23 protein-coding genes and 1 tRNA gene are annotated in these 26,174 nt (G+C 34.5%); 17 read left to right on the top strand and 7 right to left on the bottom strand.

Going from position 1 to position 26,174, the window contains the following annotated elements; translation table 11 throughout:
• Positions 1-54 precede the first annotated feature (54 nt).
• The 9 genes from pdhA (at position 55) to BT156_RS01775 (ending at position 10,382) form a co-directional block, all read left to right on the top strand.
• Entirely contained in the window at positions 55-1,056 is a 1,002-nt protein-coding gene (pdhA, locus tag BT156_RS01820; RefSeq protein WP_072406623.1) for a pyruvate dehydrogenase (acetyl-transferring) E1 component subunit alpha, read from the top strand.
• 97 nt (positions 1,057-1,153) lie between these two features.
• Positions 1,154-2,770 carry a 2-oxo acid dehydrogenase subunit E2 gene (locus BT156_RS01815; protein WP_072406621.1) on the top strand — a complete coding sequence of 539 codons (1,617 nt, stop codon included), beginning with the start codon at positions 1,154-1,156 and terminating at the stop codon, positions 2,768-2,770.
• Positions 2,771-3,047: 277 nt separating this feature from the next.
• Positions 3,048-3,716 carry an ABC transporter ATP-binding protein gene (locus BT156_RS01810; protein ID WP_072406618.1) on the top strand — a complete coding sequence of 223 codons (669 nt, stop codon included), beginning with the start codon at positions 3,048-3,050 and terminating at the stop codon, positions 3,714-3,716.
• Positions 3,717-3,727: 11 nt separating this feature from the next.
• Positions 3,728-4,309, top strand: a complete 582-nt coding sequence (locus BT156_RS01805) for a murein L,D-transpeptidase catalytic domain-containing protein (protein ID WP_072406616.1) — start codon at positions 3,728-3,730, stop codon at positions 4,307-4,309.
• A gap of 38 nt (positions 4,310-4,347) precedes the next feature.
• Positions 4,348-5,025, top strand: coding sequence for a RadC family protein (gene radC / locus BT156_RS01800; protein ID WP_072406614.1), 678 nt, complete (start codon positions 4,348-4,350; stop codon positions 5,023-5,025).
• Positions 5,022-5,924: a hypothetical protein gene (locus BT156_RS01795; protein ID WP_083582265.1), complete on the top strand. Its 903-nt coding sequence runs from the start codon at positions 5,022-5,024 to the stop codon at positions 5,922-5,924. The genes radC and BT156_RS01795 overlap by 4 nt, the downstream gene beginning before the upstream one ends.
• Positions 5,925-6,021: 97 nt before the next feature.
• Positions 6,022-6,534, top strand: a complete 513-nt coding sequence (locus BT156_RS01790) for a DUF7935 family protein (RefSeq protein ID WP_072406611.1) — start codon at positions 6,022-6,024, stop codon at positions 6,532-6,534.
• A 20-nt stretch (positions 6,535-6,554) separates the two neighbouring features.
• A complete protein-coding gene (locus BT156_RS01785) occupies positions 6,555-7,166 on the top strand; it encodes an inorganic pyrophosphatase (protein ID WP_072406609.1) in 612 nt (203 codons plus the stop codon).
• A 480-nt stretch (positions 7,167-7,646) separates the two neighbouring features.
• Positions 7,647-10,382 (top strand): sodium-translocating pyrophosphatase, encoded by a 2,736-nt coding sequence (locus BT156_RS01775; protein WP_072406605.1) that lies wholly within the window; start codon positions 7,647-7,649, stop codon positions 10,380-10,382.
• Positions 10,383-10,486: 104 nt separating this feature from the next.
• On the opposite strand, the gene BT156_RS01770 is transcribed toward BT156_RS01775, so the two are convergent.
• Positions 10,487-11,626 (bottom strand): aminotransferase class I/II-fold pyridoxal phosphate-dependent enzyme, encoded by a 1,140-nt coding sequence (locus tag BT156_RS01770; RefSeq protein WP_072406604.1) that lies wholly within the window; start codon positions 11,624-11,626, stop codon positions 10,487-10,489.
• A gap of 88 nt (positions 11,627-11,714) precedes the next feature.
• Between BT156_RS01770 and BT156_RS01765 the strand changes: the two genes are divergently transcribed.
• The 5 genes from BT156_RS01765 (at position 11,715) to BT156_RS01745 (ending at position 15,209) form a co-directional block, all read left to right on the top strand.
• Positions 11,715-12,770, top strand: a complete 1,056-nt coding sequence (locus BT156_RS01765) for a M28 family metallopeptidase (protein WP_072406602.1) — start codon at positions 11,715-11,717, stop codon at positions 12,768-12,770.
• Between the two features lie 76 nt (positions 12,771-12,846).
• Complete coding sequence (locus BT156_RS01760; RefSeq protein ID WP_072406600.1) at positions 12,847-13,290, top strand: GNAT family N-acetyltransferase; 444 nt, start codon at positions 12,847-12,849, stop codon at positions 13,288-13,290.
• Entirely contained in the window at positions 13,287-13,655 is a 369-nt protein-coding gene (locus tag BT156_RS01755) for a VOC family protein (RefSeq protein WP_072406598.1), read from the top strand. The genes BT156_RS01760 and BT156_RS01755 overlap by 4 nt, the downstream gene beginning before the upstream one ends.
• A gap of 69 nt (positions 13,656-13,724) precedes the next feature.
• Complete coding sequence (locus BT156_RS01750; RefSeq protein ID WP_072406596.1) at positions 13,725-14,225, top strand: endonuclease V; 501 nt, start codon at positions 13,725-13,727, stop codon at positions 14,223-14,225.
• A gap of 525 nt (positions 14,226-14,750) precedes the next feature.
• On the top strand, positions 14,751-15,209 hold the full coding sequence (locus tag BT156_RS01745; RefSeq protein WP_072406594.1) for a hypothetical protein: 459 nt from the start codon (positions 14,751-14,753) through the stop codon (positions 15,207-15,209).
• Positions 15,210-15,235: 26 nt separating this feature from the next.
• On the opposite strand, the gene BT156_RS01740 is transcribed toward BT156_RS01745, so the two are convergent.
• Together BT156_RS01740 and BT156_RS01735 are read right to left on the bottom strand one after the other, a co-directional pair.
• Positions 15,236-15,307, bottom strand: a tRNA-Arg gene (locus tag BT156_RS01740).
• A gap of 323 nt (positions 15,308-15,630) precedes the next feature.
• Entirely contained in the window at positions 15,631-16,395 is a 765-nt protein-coding gene (locus tag BT156_RS01735; protein ID WP_072406592.1) for an alpha/beta fold hydrolase, read from the bottom strand.
• 242 nt (positions 16,396-16,637) lie between these two features.
• On the opposite strand from BT156_RS01735, the gene BT156_RS01730 reads away from it, so the two are divergent.
• The gene (locus BT156_RS01730) at positions 16,638-17,273 is read left to right on the top strand and encodes an NAD(P)-dependent oxidoreductase (RefSeq protein ID WP_072406589.1); all 636 of its coding nucleotides are present in this window, start codon (positions 16,638-16,640) and stop codon (positions 17,271-17,273) included.
• Positions 17,274-17,437: 164 nt separating this feature from the next.
• Here the strand turns inward: BT156_RS01730 and uvrA are convergent, their stop codons facing one another.
• Positions 17,438-20,230 carry an excinuclease ABC subunit UvrA gene (uvrA, locus tag BT156_RS01725; protein ID WP_072406588.1) on the bottom strand — a complete coding sequence of 931 codons (2,793 nt, stop codon included), beginning with the start codon at positions 20,228-20,230 and terminating at the stop codon, positions 17,438-17,440.
• Positions 20,231-20,712: 482 nt separating this feature from the next.
• Between uvrA and BT156_RS01720 the strand changes: the two genes are divergently transcribed.
• Positions 20,713-22,524, top strand: a complete 1,812-nt coding sequence (locus BT156_RS01720) for a TonB-dependent receptor plug domain-containing protein (protein ID WP_072406586.1) — start codon at positions 20,713-20,715, stop codon at positions 22,522-22,524.
• 86 nt (positions 22,525-22,610) lie between these two features.
• Positions 22,611-23,327, top strand: a complete 717-nt coding sequence (locus tag BT156_RS01715; protein ID WP_072406584.1) for a DUF2490 domain-containing protein — start codon at positions 22,611-22,613, stop codon at positions 23,325-23,327.
• A gap of 76 nt (positions 23,328-23,403) precedes the next feature.
• Here BT156_RS01715 and BT156_RS01710 read toward each other — a convergent pair whose 3' ends face one another.
• From BT156_RS01710 to BT156_RS01700, 3 genes are all read right to left on the bottom strand, one after another.
• Positions 23,404-23,850: a phosphohydrolase gene (locus tag BT156_RS01710; RefSeq protein ID WP_072406582.1), complete on the bottom strand. Its 447-nt coding sequence runs from the start codon at positions 23,848-23,850 to the stop codon at positions 23,404-23,406.
• Between the two features lie 79 nt (positions 23,851-23,929).
• The gene (locus BT156_RS01705; protein ID WP_072406580.1) at positions 23,930-24,262 is read right to left on the bottom strand and encodes a YegP family protein; all 333 of its coding nucleotides are present in this window, start codon (positions 24,260-24,262) and stop codon (positions 23,930-23,932) included.
• A 116-nt stretch (positions 24,263-24,378) separates the two neighbouring features.
• Positions 24,379-26,169 carry an acyl-CoA dehydrogenase family protein gene (locus tag BT156_RS01700; RefSeq protein ID WP_072406578.1) on the bottom strand — a complete coding sequence of 597 codons (1,791 nt, stop codon included), beginning with the start codon at positions 26,167-26,169 and terminating at the stop codon, positions 24,379-24,381.
• Positions 26,170-26,174 lie beyond the last annotated feature (5 nt).

Raw genomic sequence — 26,174 nt, 5'->3', positions numbered from 1 at the left:
TTTTTTTTATAATTTTGCTCAACTATTTCATAATAAATAAGCAAGAGCTAACACATGAAAGAATTTTCTAAAGAGGTATACCTGAAGTGGTATGAAGATATGACAATGTGGAGAAGGTTTGAAGACAAATGCCGTTCTCTTTATTTAAAACAAAAAATCAGAGGTTTTTTACATTTGTATAATGGTCAGGAGGCGATTCCTGCTGGTTTCACGCATGCAATGGATTTAACTAAAGATAGTATGATCACGGCTTACAGATGTCACATCCATCCAATGGCAATGGGAGTAGACCCTAAGAGAATCATGGCAGAACTTTGTGGTAAAGCTACAGGTACTTCAGGAGGTATGGGTGGTTCTATGCACATTTTCAGTAAAGAACACCGTTTTTATGGTGGTCACGGGATTGTGGGAGGTCAGATTCCTTTAGGTGCTGGTATTGCTTTCGCGGATAAGTTTTTTGACAGAAAAGCGGTAAATATCTGCTTCTTCGGAGATGGAGCGGCTAGACAGGGTTCATTACATGAAACGTTTAACATGGCGATGAACTGGAAACTTCCTGTAGTATTCGTTGTAGAAAACAACCAGTATGCAATGGGAACTTCTGTTAAAAGAACAGCTAACCATGAAGATATCTATAAATTAGGTTTAGGATATGAAATGCCTTGTCTTCCTGTAGACGCAATGGATCCTGTAAAAGTAGCTGAAGCTGCTTACGAGGCTATTGAAAGAGCTAGAAGAGGAGACGGACCAACTTTCATCGAGGCTAGAACTTACCGTTACAGAGGTCACTCTATGTCTGATGCTGAACCTTACAGATCTAAGGATGAAGTAGCTATTCATAAAAATGATGACCCTATCGAATTGGTAAAATCAAGAATTTTATCAAACAGCTGGGCAACTGAGCAGGAATTAGAAGTTATCGATAACAAATCAAGAGATTTTGTTGATGAGTGTATCGAATTCATGGAAAATTCTCCATACCCGGATGCTGATAAAGTATATGAGTATGTTTATTCTCAGGAAAACTATCCATTCTTAGACAAATTAGAAAACTAATAAATAATTTGCTGATAGGATGATATGGTGTGTTATTTTTTAACTTTCACTTTTATTATCATCACTTCATCACATTAACAAATTAATAAATTAAATTATGGCAGAAGTTATTACAATGCCTCGTCTTTCCGACACTATGACGGAAGGTAAAGTGGCGAAATGGCATAAAAAAGTAGGAGATACAGTAAAAGAAGGAGATATTTTAGCTGAAATTGAAACAGATAAAGCTGTTCAGGATTTCGAATCTGAATTAAATGGTACTCTTCTATACGTTGGTGTGGAAGAAGGAAATGCTGCTGCTGTAGATTCTGTTTTGGCTATTATTGGTAATGCAGGAGAAGATATTTCAGGATTAACGGGCGGAGCTGCTGCTCCTGCTTCCGGAGGTTCTGAAGAGAAAAAATCTGAAGAAGAATCAAAAACAGAAAATAATTCTACAAGCGTAGAGCAAACTTCTGCGGAAGTTCCTGCAGGAGTAGAAGTAATTACAATGCCAAGACTTTCTGATACAATGACAGAAGGTAAAGTAGCGAAATGGCACAAAAATGTTGGCGATACAGTAAAAGAAGGTGATCTTCTTGCTGAAATCGAAACAGATAAAGCGGTTCAGGATTTCGAATCTGAGTTCAATGGAGTATTATTGAAGCAAGGTGTTGAAGAAGGCGGTGCTGCTCCAGTTGATTCGGTTTTAGCAATTATCGGCCCTGAAGGAACTGATGTTTCTAGTGTTGGTGCTGCAAAACCTGCTGTTCAGTCTTCAGGAAAGCCGGCAGAACAAAAAGCTGAAGCTCCAAAACAAACAACTGACAACCAACAACCGGCAACCAGCAACAGCGAAAGAGTTGCAATTTCTCCTTTGGCTAAAAAAATGGCTCAGGATAAAGGAGTTGACATTCACGGTATTCAGGGTTCTGGAGAAAACGGAAGAATTGTTAAAAAAGATATTGAAAACTATCAGCCGTCTCAGGCAAAACCAGCAGCATCTGAGCCGACTGCAAGTCCGGCAGCTCAGGTTGCATTAAGTTTTGTTCAGGGAGAAGATACAGAGACTCCAAACTCTCAGGTAAGAAATATCATCGCGAAACGTCTTGCTGAAAGTAAATTCTCTGCTCCTCACTATTACTTGATGGTTGAGATCAATATGGATAAAGCAATTGAGGCTAGAAAAGAAATCAATTCTTTACCTGACACTAAAATTTCTTTCAACGATATGATCATTAAAGCGACTGCTGTTGCTTTAAGAAAACATCCACAAGTTAATTCTAGTTGGGCAGGTGACAAGATCATTCACAGAGGAAACATCAACGTTGGGGTAGCAGTTGCGATTCCTGACGGATTGGTAGTTCCTGTGCTTAAGAATACAGATCAGATGAACTATACTCAAATTTCTGCTGCTGTTAAAGATATGGCTGGAAGAGCTAAGTCTAAAGGTCTTAAAGCAAACGAAATGGAAGGTTCAACATTCTCAATCTCAAACTTGGGTATGTTCGGAATTGAAACATTTACAAGTATCATCAATCAACCAAACTCTGCAATCCTTTCAGTAGGAGCAATCATCGAAAAACCGATCGTAAAAGACGGACAGATCGTAGTTGGAAACATCATGAAGCTTTCATTAGCTTGTGACCACAGAGTGGTAGACGGTGCTACAGGTGCTCAGTTCTTACAAACTTTAAAAACATATTTAGAAAGCCCTTTAACTTTGTTACTGTAATTTTCTAAGTTTTGAAATACAAAAACCTCTCGAATCGAGAGGTTTTTTTTGTTTATTTTTATGCTTAAAAGATGCTTCGACTTCGCTCAGCATGGCATTTCTAATACTATCTGTCTTCTTTTTGCGGATAATTTTTAGCGATGTCATGCTGAGCGAAGTCAAAGCATCTCAAATATATTTGTATTTGATATAAGAATTGACCAACGAAGTGCATTGACCACTGACAATTCACCATAAATTTTTCTCATATTTCAAATCAAATCACTATTTTTGACTCATGATTAAAGCAAGAAATATCCATAAATCTTATGGGAATTTAGAAGTATTAAAAGGGGTTGATATTCATATTAAAACCGGAGAAGTTGTTTCTATTGTCGGAGAATCAGGTGCAGGAAAATCTACTTTACTGCAGATCTTGGGAACATTGGATCTACCTTCGAACTCGCACAAATATGACACAGAGATTTCAATAGCAGGAGAGTCATTTATTAATATGAATGACAAGCAACTTTCTAAATTCAGAAACCAGAATATTGGTTTTGTGTTTCAGTTTCATCAATTATTACCGGAATTTACGGCGCTGGAAAACGTATTATTGCCAACAAAAATCGGCGGAGCCAATGAAAAGGAATCATTGGAAAAGGCTTATGCTTTGTTTGAAGATTTAAAGATCGAACAGAGATTACAGCATAAACCCAACCAATTATCGGGTGGAGAAGCGCAAAGGGTTGCGGTTGCCAGAGCGTTGATTAACTCTCCTAAAATCATTTTTGCGGATGAGCCTACAGGTAACTTAGATTCAAAAAATGCGGATGATTTGCACAGATTATTTTTTGATTTAAGAGATAAATACAATCAGACATTCGTTATAGTAACGCATAACCCTAATCTTGCGGAAATTACTGACAGAAAATTAGTCATGAAAGACGGAATGATCATTGAGTAAATTCCCGTCAAATGCTTAAAAATATTATTTTTTTATTCCTTTTTTTTATTTCCTGTTCTAAATTTGAATCTCAGGCCGGTAATGCAATTGATTATATTCCAAAATCAAAAATTTCGGAAATTAAAAACTATATTAAAGGAAAAAATTATAATCAGGATTTGGCAGTTTTCATTAATTTTAAAATTCATTCCGGAAAGTATAGATATTTTGTTTATGATCTGAAAAAAGATCAAATTTTACAGAAAGCAGTTGTTGCGAATGGAGAAGGTTCCGTAGTTTCGGACTCAAATAATTTGCAGTTCAGCAATGTTGACGGTTCTCACCAATCATCTTTGGGAAAATACGAAATTCGAGAAAGCTATACCGGGAAATTTGGAAAGGCGTATCGCTTAGACGGACTTGATGAAACAAACAGTAATGCAAGACCTAGAGCAATTGTTCTTCATTCTTATTATTGCGTTCCGGATAAAGAATCAATAAATCCGTCATGTTTAAGTTTTGGTTGTCCGATGCTTTCAAAAAACGCATTCAGTGAAACAGCAAAATACATCGATCAATCAAAACAGCCAATCATTTTATTCGCATTTTATTAAGCTAATCCCTAAATCCTAATTCCTGCTACCTAAAAAATATGTCCATAAAATTCCTTGCAGAAGACGACAGACCCAGAGAAAAGTTTTTGCTGAAAGGCAAAGGCTCACTTTCTGATTCTGAACTGCTTGCGATCATTATGGGAAGCGGAAGCAGGGATGAAACTGCTGTAGAATTGGCAAGAAAAATTTTAGCTTCAGTCAATAATAACTGGCATCAGCTGAGTTTATTATCTGTGAAAGATCTAACGAAATTCAAAGGAGTGGGCGAGGTGAAAGCTATTTCTATCGCAACAGCATTGGAAATCGGGAGAAGAAGATCGAGTCAGGAAATTCCTGAAAAGCCAATGATATCAAACAGTAACGGAGCGTATCAGATTTTTAAAAATCATCTTTCAGATTTACGGACAGAAGAGTTTTGGGCTATTTTTCTGAATCAAAATAATAGAGTTATTCATATTTCACAATTAACGCAGGGTGGAATTAGTCAGTCGATTGTTGATGTCAGGATTTTATTTAAAACTGCACTAGATCATTTTGCAACCGGAGTTATTGTGGCTCACAATCATCCATCAGGAAATTTGAAGCCCAGCAAAGAAGATATCGATATCACTCAAAAAATAAGAGAAGCGGGAAATACTCTAACTATTCAGCTTTTGGACCATTTGATTATTGTACAGAACTCATATTTTAGTTTCTCAGACGAAGGATTATTATGATTAGAAGATTGAAATACAACGAAATTGATTTCAAAAAATATACTGAATGTTTAGAAAATTCTGAACAACAAAAATATTCTGCAACAAAAGATTTCTTAGATATTGTTTCTGGTGAAAATTGGGAAATATTGGTTTATAACGATTATGAAGCTGTAATGCCCATTCCTTATATGACGAAATTTGGAATTAAAATTATTATTAACCCCAAACTTTGCCAGCAATTAGGCATTTTTTCAAAAGTAGATCAAATTGATATTAATGATAAGTTTTTAGACTTTTTTGAAAAGAAATATAATATCTGGTATTACGCATTTAATGATACCAATCAATTTACAAAGAAATTAAAAGAAAGGAAAAATTTTCTTATTTATCCGGCTGATTATAATGAGGTAAGACAAAAATATTCTCCAAAAAGAAAGCGTAAACTAAGGCTTGATGAAGAAGTTTTGCAGAATTCTGAGGTTAGACAAGTCATGATGAATGAGGCCATTGATTTTATTTCTCAAAATACAATAGGTGCTAAAGATGAACAAGATAAGCAAGCGTTTTTACAAACCTTTTCAGCTTTTGAAAGAGCTGGACATTTAAAACTGACAGCATTTTTTTACCATAAAACCATTATTAATGTTATTGCTGTTTATTCTGATGAAAAAACTTTGGCTCTTTTAGGCACTTTTAATGCTAAAGAATATGTTAAACTTTCAGGTTCTTCAGTAATTATTGATCATACTATTGCTGAAAATATTAAACATAAAATATTCGATTTTGAAGGAAGTGAAGTTCCTGCTATTGAAGAATTTTTCAGAGGTTTTCGTCCGGAATTAAAAATGTATAACGTAATAAGCAATTCGAAAAAAGATATCATTGAAAAAGCTATAAAACTACTTATCCGTAAATAGAACTTTCTTTTAATAGCAAATGTTATTTTATTAAACACAATGACATGTTTTTCAGTCATAAATTCAGAAAATATTAGTAATTTTGCTTCCTCAAATTATGACAAGTTTTTCAGGATACCTACCATATGCATTTGCATTGATCATCGCAATACCTTTTTTGGTTTTGCTGAGGCAGTTTGTACACAATTATATCAATCTTAAAAATCAGGAAATAAAGCTTCTTTCAGTAAAATCAAATTCCGAAAATAAGACCCAGTCTTATGAAAGAATGACACTTTTCCTGGAAAGAATAAAGCCTTCCAACCTTATTCAGAGATTTGATAAAGATCTTGCCACTCACGAATTCATTTTTCTTACAGAAAAAACGATCAATGAAGAATTTGAGTATAATTCTTCACAACAGTTATACATCACAAAAAATTCTTGGAAAAATATTGTTGATTCCAAGAATGCAGTGCTGGATTTACTTCACAAAACCTATGACGGATTAAGCGGAAATGCTAATCTTGATGAGTTTAAAACCGTTTTCATCATGAATTATATGGAAAATGAGGACTATATTTCGGCAACAATAGAAGACCTGAGAAGAGAAATTTTAATAATAGCTTAACTAAAAAATAAAAATAAATAATGATTCCAAATTTTAAAGCACATCCATGGCATGGAGTTTCTGCAGGAGAAGATGCGCCAAATGTTGTTAATGTATTCGTGGAAATCGTTCCTTCAGATACTATTAAATATGAAGTAGATAAAGAAACAGGATATTTAAAGGTAGACAGACCTCAGAAATTTTCAAATATCATCCCGGCATTGTACGGATTTGTTCCTAGAACATATTGTGATAATGAAGTAATGAAATTGGCTGTTGAAAGAGGAGCTACAGACGTTACAATGGGAGATCATGATCCATTGGATATCTGTGTTTTGAGTTCTCACAATATTCACGGAGGTGGATTATTCATGGAAGCTATTCCAATCGGAGGTTTCAAAATGATCGACGGCGGTGAAGCAGATGATAAAATCGTTGCAGTAATGATCGGTGATCACGCTTTCGGACATTTCAGAGACATCACAGAATTGCCTGAAGCAGAAGTGAAACGATTAATGCACTATTTCTTAACCTACAAAAACCTACCGGATGAGCCTGCAAAATGCAGAATTCAGGAGGTTTACGGTGCTGAACATGCTAGAACAGTGATCAAAGCATCTCAAAAAGATTACGCAGACAAATTCGGAGGATAAAATTCTCTTAATTGAATAATATCAAAGGATAAATGAGTTTTCGTTTATCCTTTTTTTATTGAAATTTAGACCACAAACGATAAAATTAATCATACATTTTTGGGCAGCTATTTCCGCCTTCCGTTCCCACAATTCTGTAGTTTTGCCAATGCTTTTCCCTTCCCGAAAACTACAAAATGTGCTCCACTCAAGTCGGGCTGTACCTTTCAACACGTTTTTAAAAAAAAAATCAATCCTTTCACAATTTCAAATCTGAAAGGGCTTTTTCTACCACTAAATTATTTTCTACAACTTAAAAAATAGGCATCATAAATTTTACTCACTAATATCCACTATGATCTGTGAAATCTGTGGGAGAAAAAATATCTTAACAGCTTAAGCGTTTAAACACTTATTTTTAAATAGTTACAATTGTTTTTGTCAATTTCGTGATAATTATTTGTTATATTTAATTTTCTATTACCAAAAAAATATTAAACTATGGATCTATTTGTGTTAGTACCAATTTTTGGTGTGATTGCCTTGCTTTATACTTTTTTCCAAAGTAACTGGGTAAGTAAGCAAAATGCCGGAAATGAAAAAATGAAAATTATCAGCGGACATATTGCTGACGGGGCGATGGCTTTTCTAAAGGCCGAGTACAAAGTTTTAACCTATTTCGTAGTTATTGTAGCCATTTTATTAGCCGTGATGGGAATGACGAATGCCAATTCCCATTGGAGTATCGGACTCGCTTTTGTGGTTGGTGCCATATTTTCGGCATTGGCAGGCTTTATCGGAATGAAAATCGCTACAAAAGCCAATGTAAGAACGGCAGAAGCAGCCAGAACATCACTTTCTAAAGCGCTTAAAGTCTCATTTGCAGGAGGTTCTGTAATGGGAATGGGAGTTGCCGGATTGGCTGTATTAGGGTTGGGATCTTTATATTTAATTATAAAACAAATTTTTGCCCCCGATGCCCCAGTTGATTCACATGAAATGGAAAGAACGATTGAAATTCTTACCGGATTTTCTCTCGGAGCCGAATCTATCGCTCTTTTTGCAAGAGTTGGAGGTGGTATTTACACAAAAGCAGCCGATGTTGGAGCCGATTTAGTTGGAAAAGTTGAAGCCGGAATTCCGGAAGATGATCCTCGAAATCCAGCGACAATTGCAGATAACGTAGGTGATAACGTTGGAGATGTTGCCGGAATGGGAGCCGATTTATTTGGATCTTATGTTGCAACAGTTTTAGCAACGATGGTTTTGGGAAGAGAAACAATTTCCGATGATTCATTTGGAGGTTTTGCACCAATTCTTTTACCAATGTTGATTGCCGGAACAGGAATTATATTTTCAATGATAGGAACTTTATTCGTTAGGATTAATGATAATGAAGGTTCATCAACTTCAAGCGTTCAAAATGCTTTAAATCTGGGGAATTGGGGGAGTATTGTTATCACGGCAGTCGCTTCTTATTTCCTGGTTACTTATATTCTACCTGATAAAATGGTTTTAAGAGGTCACGAATTTACTAAAATGGGTGTTTTCGGGGCAATCATGGTCGGGTTGGTTGTAGGTACTTTAATGAGTATCATCACAGAATATTATACCGCAATGGGCAAAAGACCTGTTTCAAGTATTGTGAGACAATCTTCTACAGGGCATGCCACTAATATCATTGGCGGACTTGCCGTTGGTATGGAATCTACTTTACTTCCCATCATCGTATTGGCAGGCGGAATTTACGGTTCTTATCTATGTGCCGGATTATACGGTGTTGCCATTGCCGCCGCAGGAATGATGGCAACAACAGCTATGCAGCTGGCGATTGATGCTTTTGGCCCGATCGCAGATAATGCGGGAGGAATTGCCGAAATGAGCGAGTTACCCAAAGAAGTTCGTGAAAGAACTGATATTTTAGATGCTGTAGGAAATACAACCGCCGCCTCAGGAAAAGGTTTTGCCATTGCTTCTGCAGCTTTAACGGCTTTAGCATTATTTGCAGCCTTCGTCGGAATTGCAGGAATTGACGGTATTGATATTTACAGAGCCGATGTTTTGGCCGGATTATTTGTAGGCGGAATGATTCCTTTTATCTTCTCATCACTAGCAATTACAGCGGTTGGACAAGCCGCAATGGCTATGGTGGAGGAAGTGAGAAGACAGTTCCGTGAAATTCCGGGGATTTTGGAAGGAAAAGCAGAACCGGAATATGAAAAATGTGTCGCCATTTCTACAGATGCTTCCATTAAAAAAATGATGCTTCCCGGCGCAATCGCAATTATTTCTCCTCTTTTGATCGGATTTATTTTCGGACCTGAAGTTTTAGGAGGATTTTTGGCAGGCGCAACAGTTTGCGGAGTTTTAATGGGAATGTTCCAGAATAATGCAGGAGGAGCTTGGGATAATGCTAAAAAATCATTCGAAAAAGGTGTTGATATTAATGGACAGACGTATTACAAAGGTTCAGAGCCTCATAAAGCTTCAGTAACGGGTGATACGGTTGGAGATCCGTTCAAGGATACCTCAGGGCCATCCATGAACATTCTGATCAAATTAATGTCGATTGTGTCATTGGTAATCGCGCCAACTTTGGCAGTTTTACATAAAGATAAAATTGATGCCAACAGAAAAGCTAAAATAGAAAGTCTGATGGCAATGACAAACCATAATTCGGCTTCTGAAATTAATGCAGGTGCAATTGCTGTTCCGGTAACCAGAGAAGTAAAAGGCCATTTGAATGAAAACGGAGATTTTGTTTATGAAACAGGAAATATTGAAGAGATCAAACTGAAAGGTGGAAAATCTATTTCTATAGGTAAGGAAAGCCGATTGTATCAAATGTACAATGATGTCAAATTGAAAAATAAAGCCATTTTAGATCCGAATAATTGGTATACGATTGAGAATTTATATTTCCAAAGTGGTTCAAGTGATTTAAAGCCTGGTTCAGAAACTCAATTAAATAATTTAGCGGAAATTTTAAATGCTTATCCTGATTTGAAAGTAAAGCTAGGAGGATATACTGATAATACAGGAAATCCTGAAAGCAATCAGAAATTATCTAATTTAAGAGCGCAAACTGCAAAATTAAAATTACTGGAACTGGGAATTTCCATAGATCGAGTAGAAGCGGAAGGTTATGGTTCTGAATATCCTGTTTGTGAATCCAATGATACTGATGAATGTAAAGCAAAAAACAGAAGAATTGATGTAAGAGTTCTTTCTCTGTAAATAAATTTTTTAAATAAAATAATTAAAGCACTGCATTATTGCGGTGCTTTTGTTTTTATGCACAATCATCTGTGAAAATCTGTGAAATCCGTGGGAGAAAAAAACTACAAACTTTTCCTCAAATGTTCCAACGCCCGAATAATCACTTCATCTTTTTTAGCAAAACTAAATCTCACATAATCAGAATTTTGTCTTGAATTATAAAACGCGGAAAGCGGAAGGCAAGAAACCTTTTTATCAATAGTCAGCCATTTTGAAAATTCTACATCACTTATCGTTTTAGAAATATTCCTGAAATTAACAACCTGAAAAACACTTCCTTCTGCTTTTTGCTCAACTTCAAGCGGGGTATTTTGAATCAATTCATTAAAAATATCTCTTTTACTCTGCATTAATTTTTGAGTTTCAGAAGGGTCAAAAACCTCTAAATATTTTGCCAAAGCGTATTGAGCCGGAGCATTGGCACTGTAAGAAATATATTGCTGGTGACATCTGAATTTTGAAGTCAATTCTTCGGGTGTCAACAGATAGCTCACTTTCCAGCCTGTACAATGAAACATTTTACCCAAAGAAAAAATACAGAAAGTCCTTTTCTTTAATTCAGGATGAAGAAACGAGCTGTAATGTTCAATTCCGTCATAGCAATAAATATCGTAGATCTCTTCTGAAATTAAATAAATTTCCTGATCTTTTATCAATTCGTAAAGTTGATTCCAATCAGATTTTGACCATATTTTTCCGGTCGGATTCTGTGGAGAATTGACAATTATTGCCTTTGTTTTTTGTGAAATACAGTTTTGAAGTTTCTCCCAGTTTATGGTGAAATCATTATCAAGATCATAATAAACAGGAATTCCGCCATTTAATACAATTGAAGGGCCATAAGTATAATAGGAAGGTTGAATTACAATAACTTCATCTTCTTGATTTAAAATAGATTTGAGAGCTGTATATAAAGCAAAGGTTGTACACGGAACAATGGTTACTTCATTATTTTTAAGCTGAATACTGTTTTTACGTTTAAAATTAAATTGAATAATATTTTCAAGCAACAAAGGATTTCCCGCAAGTGGCTCATAATTATGATGATTATAGTCTGCAGATTCTTTTAAATATTGTTTTAAACGGTCATCGATATCAAAATCAGGCAGGCCTAAAGACAAATCAAAACTATTATGTTTTGAAGCGAGTTCAGCCATATCTGTGAAAAATGAGTAATGAGTAAATCCGTAAATTTTTTCCATCTATTTTGCAATTAAATCAAATATAAGAAAAATTGTAATCCGACAAAGATTAAATAAATTTTGCTATTTTTAAGCAAATTATTCTAGAATGAAAAAATTACTTATTCCAATATTTTCTGTTGCTGTACTGGTAAGTTGCGGAACTTCAAAGGTTTCAGATAACACTTCAAAATCCACTACACAGGTTGCTGCTGTTGCCAAAGGAGATAAAGCTTTTCTTGCTGCCTACAAGACGATTACGGCTGATGATCTAAAGAAGAATTTATATGTAATTGCTTCTGATGAAATGGGAGGAAGAGATACGGGAAGTCCAGGACAGAAAAAAGCAGGAGAGTATATGATCAACTATTATAAGACTTTAGGGGTTTCGTTCCCGAAAGCGTTAGGCTCTTATTATCAGAAAGTTCCGGCTGATTTTATGAAGAAGAGAGGTGGCGGAAATCTTCCCGATTCTGAAAATATTCTGGCTTTTATCGAAGGAAGTGAAAAACCTAATGAAATTGTTGTTGTTTCCGCACATTATGATCATGTGGGAACAAAAAATGGAGTAGTTTACAACGGAGCCGATGATGACGGAAGCGGAACGGTTGGTGTAATGGAGATCGCCAAAGCTTTTCAGAGTGCTAAAAAGGCAGGAAATGGCCCGAAAAGATCAATCCTGTTCCTCCATGTAACCGGAGAGGAACACGGCTTGTTTGGGTCTGAATATTACACTGATAATCCTGTTTTTCCTTTAGCAAATACGGTGGTTGATTTAAATATCGATATGATTGGTCGTGATGATCCGGAGAACAGAGGAAAACAATATGTGTATGTGATTGGTTCTGAAATGTTAAGCTCTGAATTGAAAGTCATTAATGAAGCTGCAAATAAGAGGACAAACAATTTGGAACTGAATTACAGATATGATGATCCAAATGATTCTGAAAGACTGTATTATAGATCAGACCATTATAATTTTGCTAAAAACAATGTTCCTGTAGCATTTTTCTTTGATGGGATTCACGAAGATTACCATAAACCGACGGATAAGCCAGATAAAATTGATTATTCTCTATTGCAGAAAAGAACTCAATTAGTATTTGCAACTGCTTGGGAAATTGCTAATAGAGCAGAAAGAATTGTAGTTGACAAAAAACAGTAAATCACATTAAAAATAATAGACAATCCTATATGATATAAAACTTTATAGGATTTTATTAAAGCTTTAACTAAACAGTATGATCATTCGTGAAGCCAGAATTGAAGACATTCCACAGATCCAGATTGTAAGAAATTCTGTGAAGGAAAATATGTTGTCTGATCCCAATCTTGTGACAGATAAAGATTGTGAAGAATTTTTATTTGAAAGAGGAAAGGGCTGGATTGGTGAAGTTGATAATCAGATCATTGGATTTTCCATTGTTGATCTGAAAGAAAATAATATCTGGGCTTTGTTTCTGCATCCTGATTTTGAAAACCAGGGAATCGGGAGAAAACTTCATGATATCATGCTGGATTGGTATTTTGAACAGACAAAAGATAACATCTGGCTCGGAACTTCTCCCAATACAAGAGCCGAAAATTTTTACAGAAAATCCGGATGGAACGAAATCGGAACTCACGGAAAAGGAGAAATTAAGTTTGAAATGACCTACAATAACTGGAAAAACAGAGAATCATGAATCAAAATATAAAATCCATAAGACCTTTTATTGGCGCTGAAAATTTTGAAATCAGCAGGAATTTTTATAAAGATTTGGGTTTCGAGGAAACCATTTTAGAGGCTAATCTTTCTTTGTTTAAAAAGCAGGATATCGCATTCTACCTGCAAAATGCTTATGTTAAAGACTGGATCGAAAATACAATGCTTTTCATTGAAGTCGAGAACGTTAATGATTTCTGGAAAAACCTTTTAACTTTAAATCTAACAGAAAAATACGACGGTATAAAATTAATACCCATCAGAACAATGGATTGGGGAAAAGAATGTTTTGTACACGATCCGTCTGGGATTTTATGGCATTTTGGAGAATTTTTCAATAAGTAAATTTAAAATTCACTTGCAAAGCAATATTGACCATTCATCATTCACAATTAAAACTCACGACCTAGATAAATGATTTACGCTTTCGATACGTATTATTACGATGATTATGCCAATACGATCTGTATTGCTTTTGAAGACTGGACCTCCGAAAAAGAAACTGAAATCTTCAGCGAAAAAACCAATATCACTTCCGATTATGAAAGCGGAGCGTTCTATAAGAGAGAACTCCCGTGCATTGTAAGTTTATTACAAAGAATCGACCTTAAACAGGGTGACATGATCATCATTGATGGATACGTAACACTTAATAATGACGGAAAAATAGGGTTGGGAGGCTATCTTTACGAAGCCCTAGACCAAAAATATCCAGTCATCGGGATTGCAAAAAATGAATTCACAACACCGGATTCTCAAAGAAGAAATATTTACAGAGGAGAAAGCAAAACTCCTTTATATCTTACGGTAAAAGGAGTAGATGTGGATGAAATGGTTCCAAAAATAGAACAAATGCACGGTTCTTACAGATTTCCCACCTTATTAAAAAAATTAGATCAATTGACAAGATTGTAATTTGATTTTCAAACAAATACTGATAAACTGATAAATATCATTGTCTTTATAATTTTTATTAAGTCTAAATAAATATAAATTTGTCTCAGTAAAAACAACCAGTAATGGAGAAGAATTTTATCCTTTCTGCAATTACTTTTTGCTTAATTATTAAAGCTAAATACTGTACGACAGTGTTTCAGTTATGAGTAGACAGTAATATGATCAACAATGTTACTCTTGAAACCATTAACACTTGTTTAATTAAAATTCAGGCCAATAAATATTAAAAGTAAAACACATATCTAATCATATCCATATCAATTTTTGTTTTTTTCTAACCGACAGACATATCCTGTCGGTTTTTATTTCTATAGCATTAATATATTGTTTAAAAAGAAAATGGATACAATGCCTTTAATTTATAGGCAATCGTTTAATTAAAAAAGATCCAGATTTTAAAGTCAAGTGCCTATAAATTGTATTGACATTTTGCTTTTTATTCAGTTAAAATTTTATTTTTGTTGTTCTTAAAAAAACAATTGCATGAAAAAAATAGTATTACTGGCTTTAATTAACCTGTCAACTCTCGGTTTTGCACAAAAAATTTATACAAAAATTAGTGATTCTAAAATAAATCAGGAAAGACTTCAGGTTGCTCAGAATTTTATCAATCAGTATTTGGATAAATGTAAAAATAAAGATTACACAGAGTTTAAAGACTTTATTATTTCTAAGAAAATAGAAAAAGAGGTAAACGAAGGTAGAGAAAAAGCTTGTTTAGGTACTGAAAATGTTAAAATTTTGGGATTAAATTCAGTCTACATTCAAAATTATAGCAAAGACTATGATCCTGTCGAATTATTTGTTTACGATATTAGTGACGAAAAATATCCAACGCATAAATATATAAGCACTTGGGTGTATCATGATAAAAATGTCATTGGCGGACTCTGGATCTCAGAAGAAAAGCCGATCTATAAAAAGAAGAAAAAATCTGAATAGATTATGTCGCATTTATCTATTTTTTGTAGCCCCACCAGGAATCGAACCTAGATCTAAAGTTTAGGAAACTTGTATTCTATCCATTGAACTATGAGACCGTTAGTAACTCAAAGTTATTAATTAAAAGACCAAAAATCAATTAGGAGAGAGTGGAGGCGAAAGAATCCGCTCTTTAGAAGCGGATCCAGTAGATAAATACATCTCATTTTTTTAATTAGACAACAATAAAAAAGCACAGCCGACAATGCTGTGCTTAAATTTTTATTTCAAATTTAATTGCAATTCCAAAGCTGAAAAAAGCAAAAAAAGAATTCATTTCAGTTTTATTACATAGTAAATTTAGCTATTATTTTAATACAAAGTGTAAATTTAATGTTAAAATTCACAAGTTATCCACAAAGAAATGTGGATAACTTGTTTGTTAGTTTTCATTAAGATACTTTAAAATTAAATCTGATAATGTTTGCTTGTCTTCATCACTTCCCTTATTATCCATTTTTCCATGGTTGATATTGGTAGGTTGTACCGTAATATGGTATTTTACCTGTTCTTCTTTTGTGGGTAAAACGCCTTCATCAGCCGGGTAATCATTAGAACGCAACGTATAAATCTGTGGAATTGATGTTCGGGGAAGATACATTCTTCTGTTGTCCATCGTAATAATTTTATAAACCAGATCCGGATGTTTACTGGCGAATAAAGCAGTCATATCACCTCCGTTGGAGTGGCCAATTAAGGTTATATGTTGATAATCCAGTTCAGGCTTAGACTTCTTTAATTCATTCAAAACAAATAAAATATTACCGGCACCCCTTTCCCAGAAAGGCATTCTTACGATTTGTGGCTTCCCATCTGTCGGAATTAACTCATCGGTTGGTAATTCATGCTGAATACTAACGACAAAATATCCGGAATAAGCCAGTTTTTCGGTCAGATAAGAATAAACAAAATAGTCGCCGCCTTTGTTGGCTCCATAACCATGACTGAAAATTACAACCTGTTGATTTTTAATTCCTTTTTCAGGATGATAAAAAGCAACAGGAATTTTACGATTTCTATTTTTATCAAACATCGTCAAAGTATCCAGCTTTATTTCGTAATTCGAGAATGAATGCGTGGTCTTTTTTGTAGAACAGTTCAATACAAATAAGCTTAATAAAAGAAAGGAGATAGCTTTATATTTCATGGTTAAGTTAAAAGATTATATATAAATCAAAGATAAAACTTTGTGTATCACAAAAAAAGGTCTAATTTTATTCCATTAATATCTCTTTATAAATATTACCATTTATTCAAGTGCAATTTCTTTTGCCTTGAGGTCTTAAGGTTCAAATTTTCTGAACCGAAATAATCTATTATATTAAAACTAAAAGGTAAAAGCAAATTATTGTTTTACGATTTGCTATTGCCACAAATAAAGAGATCATTATGAAAACAAATAAAATTGCCGTAATTGGCGGAACAGGAAAATCCGGAAAATATCTTGTTCAAAATCTTCTGGAAAAGGGATATCCCATCAAATTATTACTTCGAACTCCTGAAAATTTCACCTTAGAAAATCCTTTAATTGAAATTGTAAAAGGTGATGCCAGAGATTTTGAAGCAGTTGACCGTCTTCTCAAAGATTGTAGCGCTGTGATCAGTAAAATAGGACAGCCGGTAGGAGAGAAGTCAATATTTACAGATGCTACAAAAAATGTGATCCAATCGATGAATTTGCATGGAATCACAAGATATATTGCCATAACAGGTTTGAATGTTGACACTCCTTTTGATCATAAAAATGACAATGTAAGAATGGCAACAAACTGGATGTATGAAAACTACCCAAAAACAACAAAGGACAAACAGGACGAATACGAAATTCTCGTGAGTTCTAATGTAAATTGGACGTTGGTAAGGCTTCCATTAATTATTCCGACTTCGGAGAGTTTCCCTGTAGAAACAAGTTTAGAAGATTGTAAAGGAGAGAAAATCAGCGCTACAGATTTGTCTGAGTTTTTGGTTTCTCAGATCGAGGATACAACTTTCATTAAAAAAAGCCCGTTTTTGTATAATATTTAAATTTTGCAACCACAAATTTCAACAATTATTTCACAAATAACACCATTTTAAAGCATTAAGAAAATGATTGTTTTTTTATGCACAATAATTAATTCGGGAATATTTGTGTCAATAGTGTTTAACAAAAAAAATAGAGCGTCTAAATTGACGCTCTATTTGTATTTTTAATTCTCCAGTTTCTCTTTAATATACTTCGCTGTGTGAGATTTTTTATTTTTTGCTAATTCTTCCGGTGTTCCTGTGAAAACCACTTCACCACCATATTTTCCGGCTTCCGGACCGATGTCGATAATATGATCGGCGGATTTTATAATATCCGGCTGATGCTCAATAACGATCACAGAATGCCCAAGATCGATCAATGCCTGCAGAGACTTCAATAATTTTTGAATATCATGGAAATGCAGACCTGTTGACGGCTCATCAAAAATAAATAAGGTCTTATCTGTTGTAACGCCTTTCACCAGGAAAGAAGCCAATTTCACACGTTGCGCCTCACCTCCGGAAAGAGTAGAAGAGCTTTGTCCCAACTGCAGATATCCCAAACCAACTTCCTGTAAAGGTTTTAATTTGGTGACAATTTTTTCTTCTTTATTTTCTTTGAAAAATTCTAGTGATTCATCAACCGTCATATGAAGAATATCGGAAATGTTTTTCTCATCGAATCTCACTTCCAGAATTTCATTTTTGAAACGGGTGCCTTTACAAACTTCGCATTCAAGCTCAATATCAGCCATGAACTGCATCGAAACATTGATCACACCTTCTCCTTTACATTCGTCACATCTTCCGCCATCAACGTTGAAAGAGAAATGTTTCGGCTTGTAACCCATCATTTTTGATACTTTCTGTTTGGCAAAAAGATCTCTGATGTCGTCATACGCTTTCAAATACGTTACCGGATTCGAACGGGATGATTTTCCGATAGGGTTCTGATCAATTAATTCAATATTTTTGATCAGCTTTTTCGGGAATTCTACAGAATCGTAATCTCCTTTTTTTCCGCCCATTCCTAGTTGGATCTGAATGTCATTCGTAAGAATTTCTTTCATTAAAGTTGATTTTCCACTTCCCGAAACTCCTGAAATTACAACCAGACTTTCCAACGGAACGTCAACATCTATATTTTTAAGGTTGTTTTGTCTCGCACCTTTAATATGAATCCATTCTTTTGCTTTTCTACGTTTTGCAGGAACTTCGATTTCTAATCTTCCTGTCAGGTATTTAGAAGTAAGCGTATCAGCATTTTTCAATTCTTTATAATCTCCTGCAAATACTAATTCACCACCAAGATAACCTGCTTCCGGACCAATATCGATGATGTAATCTGCAGCTCTCATGACGTCTTCATCATGCTCAACAACGATTACGGTATTTCCAAGGTCACGAAGATTTTTTAAAACTCCAATTAAATTTTCAGTATCTCTTGAGTGTAATCCGATCGATGGTTCATCTAATATATAAATTGAACCCACCAAAGAACTTCCTAAGCTCGTCGCCAGGTTAATTCTCTGACTTTCACCACCGGAAAGCGTATTTGATGTTCTGTTAATGGTTAAATATCCCAACCCGACTTTCAATAAAAACTCAATACGGGTTGTGATTTCGTATAATAATCTTTTTGCGACTTCTTTATCGTGATCAGACAGTTTAAAGCTTTCAATTAAAGGAAGTAATTCATCTAAAGGAAGCTCAATAACGGATTGAATGTTATGACCGTCAATCTTCACCCAACTCGTTTCTTCACGCAATCTCAAACCTTCACATGTCGGACAAAGCGTTTTTCCTCTGTAACGGGAAAGCATCACACGATACTGGATTTTATATAAATTTTCCTCAAGCATTTTGAAGAAATTATTAAGCGATGGAAAACTGCTGCTTCCGTCACCTTTCCAAAGATAGTTTTTTTGCTCTTTGGATAACTGATGATAAGGCTTATGAATAGGGAAGTCCTTTGCTTTTTTAATGAAGTCTTTCTTCCATTCGCTCATCGTTTCTCCTTTCCATGAAGCAACTGCATCTTCAAAAATGGATAATGCTTTATTTGGAATCACTAAATCTTCATCAATTCCGATCACTTTTCCATACCCTTCACAAGTCGGACAAGCGCCGTAAGGATTATTAAAACTGAAAAAATGAACGTTGGGTTCAAGAAATTCCATTCCATCCAATTCGAATTTGTTGGAGAATTCTTTTACACTTTCTGTTTCAATATTTTTAAGGGCGCAATGACCTCTGCCTTCGTAAAAAGCCATCTGGATAGAATCTGCCAATCTTTGAAGAAAACTTTCATCTTCTTCATAAGAAAAACGGTCGATCACCAAATTAATGGACATTCCTTTTTCAGGAACGAAACCGAAACTTTCCAGATCTTCAATTCCTCCAACGTTTCCGTTGATTTCCAGTCTTGTAAAACCTGCAACTTTTAGGATATTTAAAGTTTCATTAAAATTGGCAACGTCATATTCCAAAGGAGCGATCAATAAGAAAGAGGTATCTTTTTTTGATGATTTAATATAATCAACCACATCCGTTACCGAATCTTTTTTCACTTCTTCACCCGAAACCGGAGAAAATGTTTTCCCGATTCTTGCGAATAAAAGCTTCATATAATCGTAGATCTCCGTAGAAGTTCCTACTGTAGAACGCGGATTGGAAGAAATTACTTTCTGCTGAATGGCGATGGATGGTGCCAAACCTTTAATATCATCAACTTTTGGTTTTTCTAATTTACCCAAAAACTGACGCGCGTAAGAGCTCAGACTCTCGACATATCTTCTCTGCCCTTCAGCATAGATCGTGTCGAAAGCTAAAGATGATTTTCCGCTTCCGGAAACTCCCGTAATAACAATAAGCTTGTTTTTAGGGATCAATACATCTATATGTTTCAGGTTGTTAAGATGTGCATTTTTAACAAAAACCTGTTTTTTTATATCTATTTCTGTAGTTAAAGCCATAGTAAATTTAAGACTAACAAAAATACGAATTTTTAACGGAAAATTTTACCTCAAAGTGTTTCATTATCATTCAAAGAATCTATTTAAACACGAGGTTACTTTTTAAGGCTGAAATATGTTATCAATTCATGAGAAAGAATTAAACAATCATCAACTGAAACATAATATTCACAGCATATCATTACCCGCCAATGTTAAATTTTATGATTTTCATTATGTTTTTTTGTTTAAGTATTGTTTTGTATATTAAAATTAATTAAAATTGTATTCATAAATATGTAATATAGAAATGAGAAAATTATTCAGAGATCTAGTTACACATTTAATGAGAAAAAGATAGAATTTACTTCCCAAAAAGACTAAAGATGCAGAAAACTGCATCTTTTTTTTATGACAACTATCATTTGCCTGTCTTGATTAACTCTATTATTTTTGGGCTTGCTAATCTGCAAAAACTAACTGAAGAATAATTCTCATAAGACATGATTAAAAAAGTAGGAAGTGTTCTTTTTCTTGGAACGATGCTTTTCGCTCAGGCACAGGAAAAAACAACCGATATTGATACTATTGCTGTACAGGGCAAATTTATTTCAACACCATATAAAAGTGCCAACCAAAATATTACCATTATTACAAAAGCGGATATTATAAATTCTCCTGCTAAAAGCATTGATGAAATTCTTCAGCAAATTCCAGGAATGGATATCAGAAGAAGAGGAGCGAATGGCGTACAGAGTGATATTGGTTTCCGCGGAAGCTCTTTTGAACAGGTGCTTTTACTTTTAAACGGAATCAGGATGAATGATTCTCAAACAGGTCATAACTCGATGAATATTCCTGTAGATCTTGATGATGTAGAACGAATTGAAGTGATAAAAGGTCCTGCAGCAAGAAGGTTTGGACAAAACGCTTATGCCGGAGCTATCAATATCATCACTAAAATAAATCCGGGAAAAAGAGTTAAAATAAGCGCTGAAGGAGGGGATTATGAAACATACGGCTTAGGATTAAACGCAAGTATTGGAAATGAAAAATTCTCGAATTCAATTCAGGCTAATTCTGCATCGTCTGAAGGATATATGCATAATACGGATTACGAGATCAGAAACGTTTTTTATCAGAGTAAATTAGCGATAAAAGATGGAGATATTAAGTTGCAGGCTGGTTTTTCAGAGAAAAAATTTGGAGCAAATGGTTTTTATTCGTCTCCGCTGGCAACTGAGCAATATGAAGAAACTCAGGCTTCTGTCGTAAGTTTGGCGCATCAGCAAACGTTTGGAAAATTCAGATTAAACTCAAATGTATATTGGAGAAGAGGGCAGGATATGTATCTTTTTAACCGTGAAAAACCTGAAATCTACAGAAATATGCACATTGGTAACAATGTAGGCGGTGAAGTGAATTCAAGCTATCAATGGGGCTTAGGAACGACAGGTATTGGTGTGGAATTGAGAAAAGAGTTTTTGGCGAGTAATAATTTAGGAAACAGAAACCGTTTTGTTTCTCAGGTCTTTTTTGAACATCATTTTTCTTTATTAGATAAAAAATTAAATATTACCCCAGGAGTTTCGTGGGCAAATTATTCCAATGAAGGAAATTTATTCTATCCAGGATTGGATGTAGGGTATAATTTCGATCCGAACAATAAAATCTATGGAAATATTTCTAAAGTTCACAGAGTTCCAACTTTTACAGATCTTTATTATGTAAGTAAAACAGAGCAGGGAAATGTTAACTTAACTCCTGAAAGTGCGGTTTACTCAGAAATTGGATATCAGTTTCAGAATAAAAATATTTTAGCTAAAGTCAGTGGATTTTTAAGAGGAGCCAATAACTCTATTGATTGGGTTAAAGCTTCTTTAAATGATCCGATTTGGTATGCTCAAAATGTAGGAGATACAACTATAAAAGGAGTAGAAGCAGAGCTTAATCACCGAGTTTTAGATTGGTTGAAATACAGTGTTGGATATACTTATCTGGATAATAAATTTAATGCTTCCAATGACTTTGTTTCAAGATATGTTCTGGATAATTTAAAGCATCAGTTTATTGCTAAATTAGAAACAAAATTCCTCGGAAATTTTACAAATGAGGTTGTTTACAGATATAACGACAGACTAAATCTAGGGAGTTATAATCTTTTAGATGAAAAATTAAGTTTCGTTAAAAAAGACTTTTCAGTGTATATTTTAATTAATAATGTCACTAATACAGAATATACTGAAACCTTCGGCGTAAAGATGCCTAACAGATGGTTTCACGTTGGTTTCTCATATAACATCAATATTAAGTAAATGTTAATTGAGAATGAATTAAAGTTAATATTACGAAATTGTTAATCTAGTGTTAATTCAATTACATTTGCAAAAATTTTTTTTAGATGAAACTCTTTTTAAGTCTCAGTTTACTTTTAAGTCTAACATTTTTTAAAGCTCAAGAACATATTTCAAGCTTCAATGCGCTGACCCTGACTTATAAATTTCATCCAAAATTTTTCATGTATGCGGAAGGTCAATTAAGAAGTATTGAAGATTATACGTATCCTGATTATTACGAAATAAAAGGTGGATTAGGATACAATCTTACCAAAAATCACAAGCCTTTTGTTGGTTTAGGACGATATGCAACTTATAAAGATCACGCGATCAACAAAGAAGAGTTCAGAGTTTGGTTACAGGATGTGATTGACGTTAAAAAAGGTGTTGTAAAGTTTGAAAACCGTTTTCGTGTTGAAAAATCATGGTTTCACGAACCACAAACAGATAAAAATTCCCAGAGAATGCGTTACCGTTACCGTTTGAACGTAAGTGTTCCTTTAAACTCAAAAGAGGTAAAAAAAGGAACGGTTTTCGCGAATGTTTATGACGAGATTTTCCTTGTAACACCGATGAAACCTACTTTCGCAAGAAACAGAGTGTATGCGGGAGGGGGTTATCAGATTGACAATAATTTCGGAATTGCAGCAGGATATCTTTGGCAGAGAGAATTTAATGCATCCTCAAACCAAAATTTCCATTTCGTTTATCTTGCATTAAACATCAATATCGACGGAACAAATCATCCTGTGAAAACGTTTGATTATCCGGGAGCGGATTAAAAATAAATTTCTTCTTTTAACTGAAAATAAAACAAATTCTCCTTAGATTCAATAGAATGTAAGGAGTTTTTATATTTTAATATTTATCAATCAAATAATGATAAGCTTTTAAATATTTATTGAATCTTTTGATATCCTTAGGAAGAAGTTCGCGGTTGACTCTTCGAAGATCCATATTATCGCGAAGATCGTTGAGCTTTACGGCTACAGCCAAAGGAGATCTTTCGGTTCTTTTCACAAAATCGTCATATTCTTCATCAGGATCGAATTTTGTAAGACAGCTGATCGCAAAAATAATGTACTCAGGAAAACCTTCACCTCGTAAATAATCCAGACTGAATTCTACAGGATGATCTTCTACAACGTCGTGAAGTACGCCAACGATCTTTTCATCCATTGTTTTGCCATATTCCATCACTCGCATAACGTGAGCAATGTATGGAGCGTGATATTTGTCTGTCTGCCCTTTATGTGCTTTATCAGCTATTTTTATTGCTCTGTGAAGCAGTTCGTCTTTTGTCATTATATGTAAAGTAGAATACAAAAATAGAAAATGCCCCAAAATTTGAGACATTTTTTTATTATTATTTTACAGAATATTATTAATTGGTCTGATCTTCCACAGAAGCACCTGATGCATTGTTCTTTACAGATTCAATTCCATTTTCCATGCCGTTTTCGGATTCATACATTTGGCTGGTTCCGATGACCTGTCCGTTTGAAGCTTTTAAATTGAAATAGCATCGACCGTCTTTTGCAGTATGTCTTTCAAATTTGTTATCGTCCTGAGAATTTTTCTTTACAGATTCAATCCCATTTTCGCATCCGGATTTAGAATTATATCCCTGACTGGTCAGAATAATCTGTCCGTTTGCTGCTTTTAAATTAAATTGATAATCACCATTTGTTCTTTTAGAAATAATAAATTTTCCCATTGTTAATATTTATAAGTTTGTTAATTTTCAAATAAAAATAATAAAAATTTATGAAAAAAATAAAAACGTCTCAAAAAAAATTGAGACGTTTTAAAATCAAATTTATATATAAAAGACTAATAAGCTCCTTTTCCAATATAATGTGCAGCCACTTTCTCAGTCAATGCTACAACATTTGGAGTATTTGTATATTTTGTAAATCTTCTTAATCCTGAAAGCATCATTCTCTGTTCGTCGCCCTCTGCAAAAGAAACAATGCCTTCTTTTGCACCAGCAATAATTTTGTCAATAGCCTTGTAAAGGTTTAACTGAGCCATTGCAGCCTCCACAGAATCAGCAGAGAAGTGTTTTTCAGCTCTTAAAACTGCAGATTCTGCCATGTAGATCTGGTTAAGAATTTCAGAAGCATTTAATAATAAATGTTGCTGTTTCTCAATATCCATCATGTATTTTTGAAGTGCAGCTCCGGAAACCATTAAGAAAACTTTCTTAAGATTTGCAATGATTGCTTTTTCTTCACTCATGAATGCTGAATAATCAGGAACTTCGAAAGATGGAATTCCCATTAATTCTTTGCTGATCGCCATTGCAGGAGACAATAAATCTAATTCCCCTTTCATCGCTCTCTTGATCAACATTCCAACCGCAAGAAGTCTGTTGATTTCATTGGTTCCTTCGTAAATTCTTCCGATTCTTGCATCTCTCCATGCAGATTCCATCGGAGTATCTTCTGAGAACCCCATTCCACCATAGATTTGGATTCCTTCATCGGCTGTATTTTGAGTAAGATCAGAAACGAAAACTTTAAGAATAGAAGCCTCTACTGCAAATTCTTCAACACCTTTTAATTCAGCTTGTTGATGATCCATTCCTCCTGCAACCAATTCTGCAATTTTGTCTTCAACATTTTTTGCCAAACGGTAAGAACCTGCTTCGCTTACGAAAACTCCGGTTGACATTTCTGCAATTTTCTTTCTGATCGCTCCGAAAGTTGAAATTGAAACCCCAAATTGCTTTCTTTCGTTTGAATATTGAATAGAGTGGTTTAAAATTCTTCTCTGTCCGTCAAGATTAGCCGCAGCCAATTTAATTCTACCAACATTCAAAGCATTCAAAGCGATTTTGAAACCATTGTTTCTTTCACCCAACATATTCTCTACAGGAACCTTCATATCATTAAAGAAAACCTGACGGGTAGATGATGAACGGATTCCTAATTTATGCTCTTCCTCACCGAAAGTCAAACTTTCAGGATTTTCAAGCTCTGAACGATTAATAACAAAACCAGTGATATTTTTATCATCATCAATTTTAGCGAACAAAGTGAAAGTATCTGCAAAACCTGCATTAGAAATCCACATTTTTTGTCCGTTGATGATGTAATGTTTTCCGTCTTCCGACAATTTTGCTCTTGTTTTTCCTGAGTTGGCATCAGAACCGGCATCAGGTTCTGTCAAGCAATAAGCACCGAATTTTGTTCCTGTAGCTAAATCCGGAAGATATTTCTTTTTTAATTCTTCACTTCCGTAAAGAAGCGTTGGAAGTGTTCCGATTCCGGTATGCGCTCCGTAAGCTGTTGCTAATGAACCATTTCCACCTGAAACATAATCACAAGCCAACATTGTGCTCACGAATCCCATTCCAAGACCGCCGTATTCTTCAGGAACAGTGATTCCTAACAGTCCCATTTCACCTAATTTGCGCATTGTTTCTTCTGTCAATGCATAATCTTTTTTCTCGAAACGATCGTGGTGCGGAATAACTTCTCTATCTATAAATTCTTTCGCAGAATCGCGAAGCATTTTTTGCTCTTCAGAAAGTTCTTCCAAAGAAAATATTTCATTAGCTGGAATTTCTTTAATTAAAAATTCTCCTCCTTTTAATGTTTTATTAAGTGTATCACTCATTGTTT

It is taken from the genome of Chryseobacterium limigenitum (assembly GCF_900114875.1).
GTDB classification, from domain to species: Bacteria; Bacteroidota; Bacteroidia; order Flavobacteriales; family Weeksellaceae; genus Chryseobacterium; species Chryseobacterium limigenitum.
Note: the sequence above shows the minus strand (reverse complement) of the source record. Positions and strands in the feature narration are given on the sequence as shown.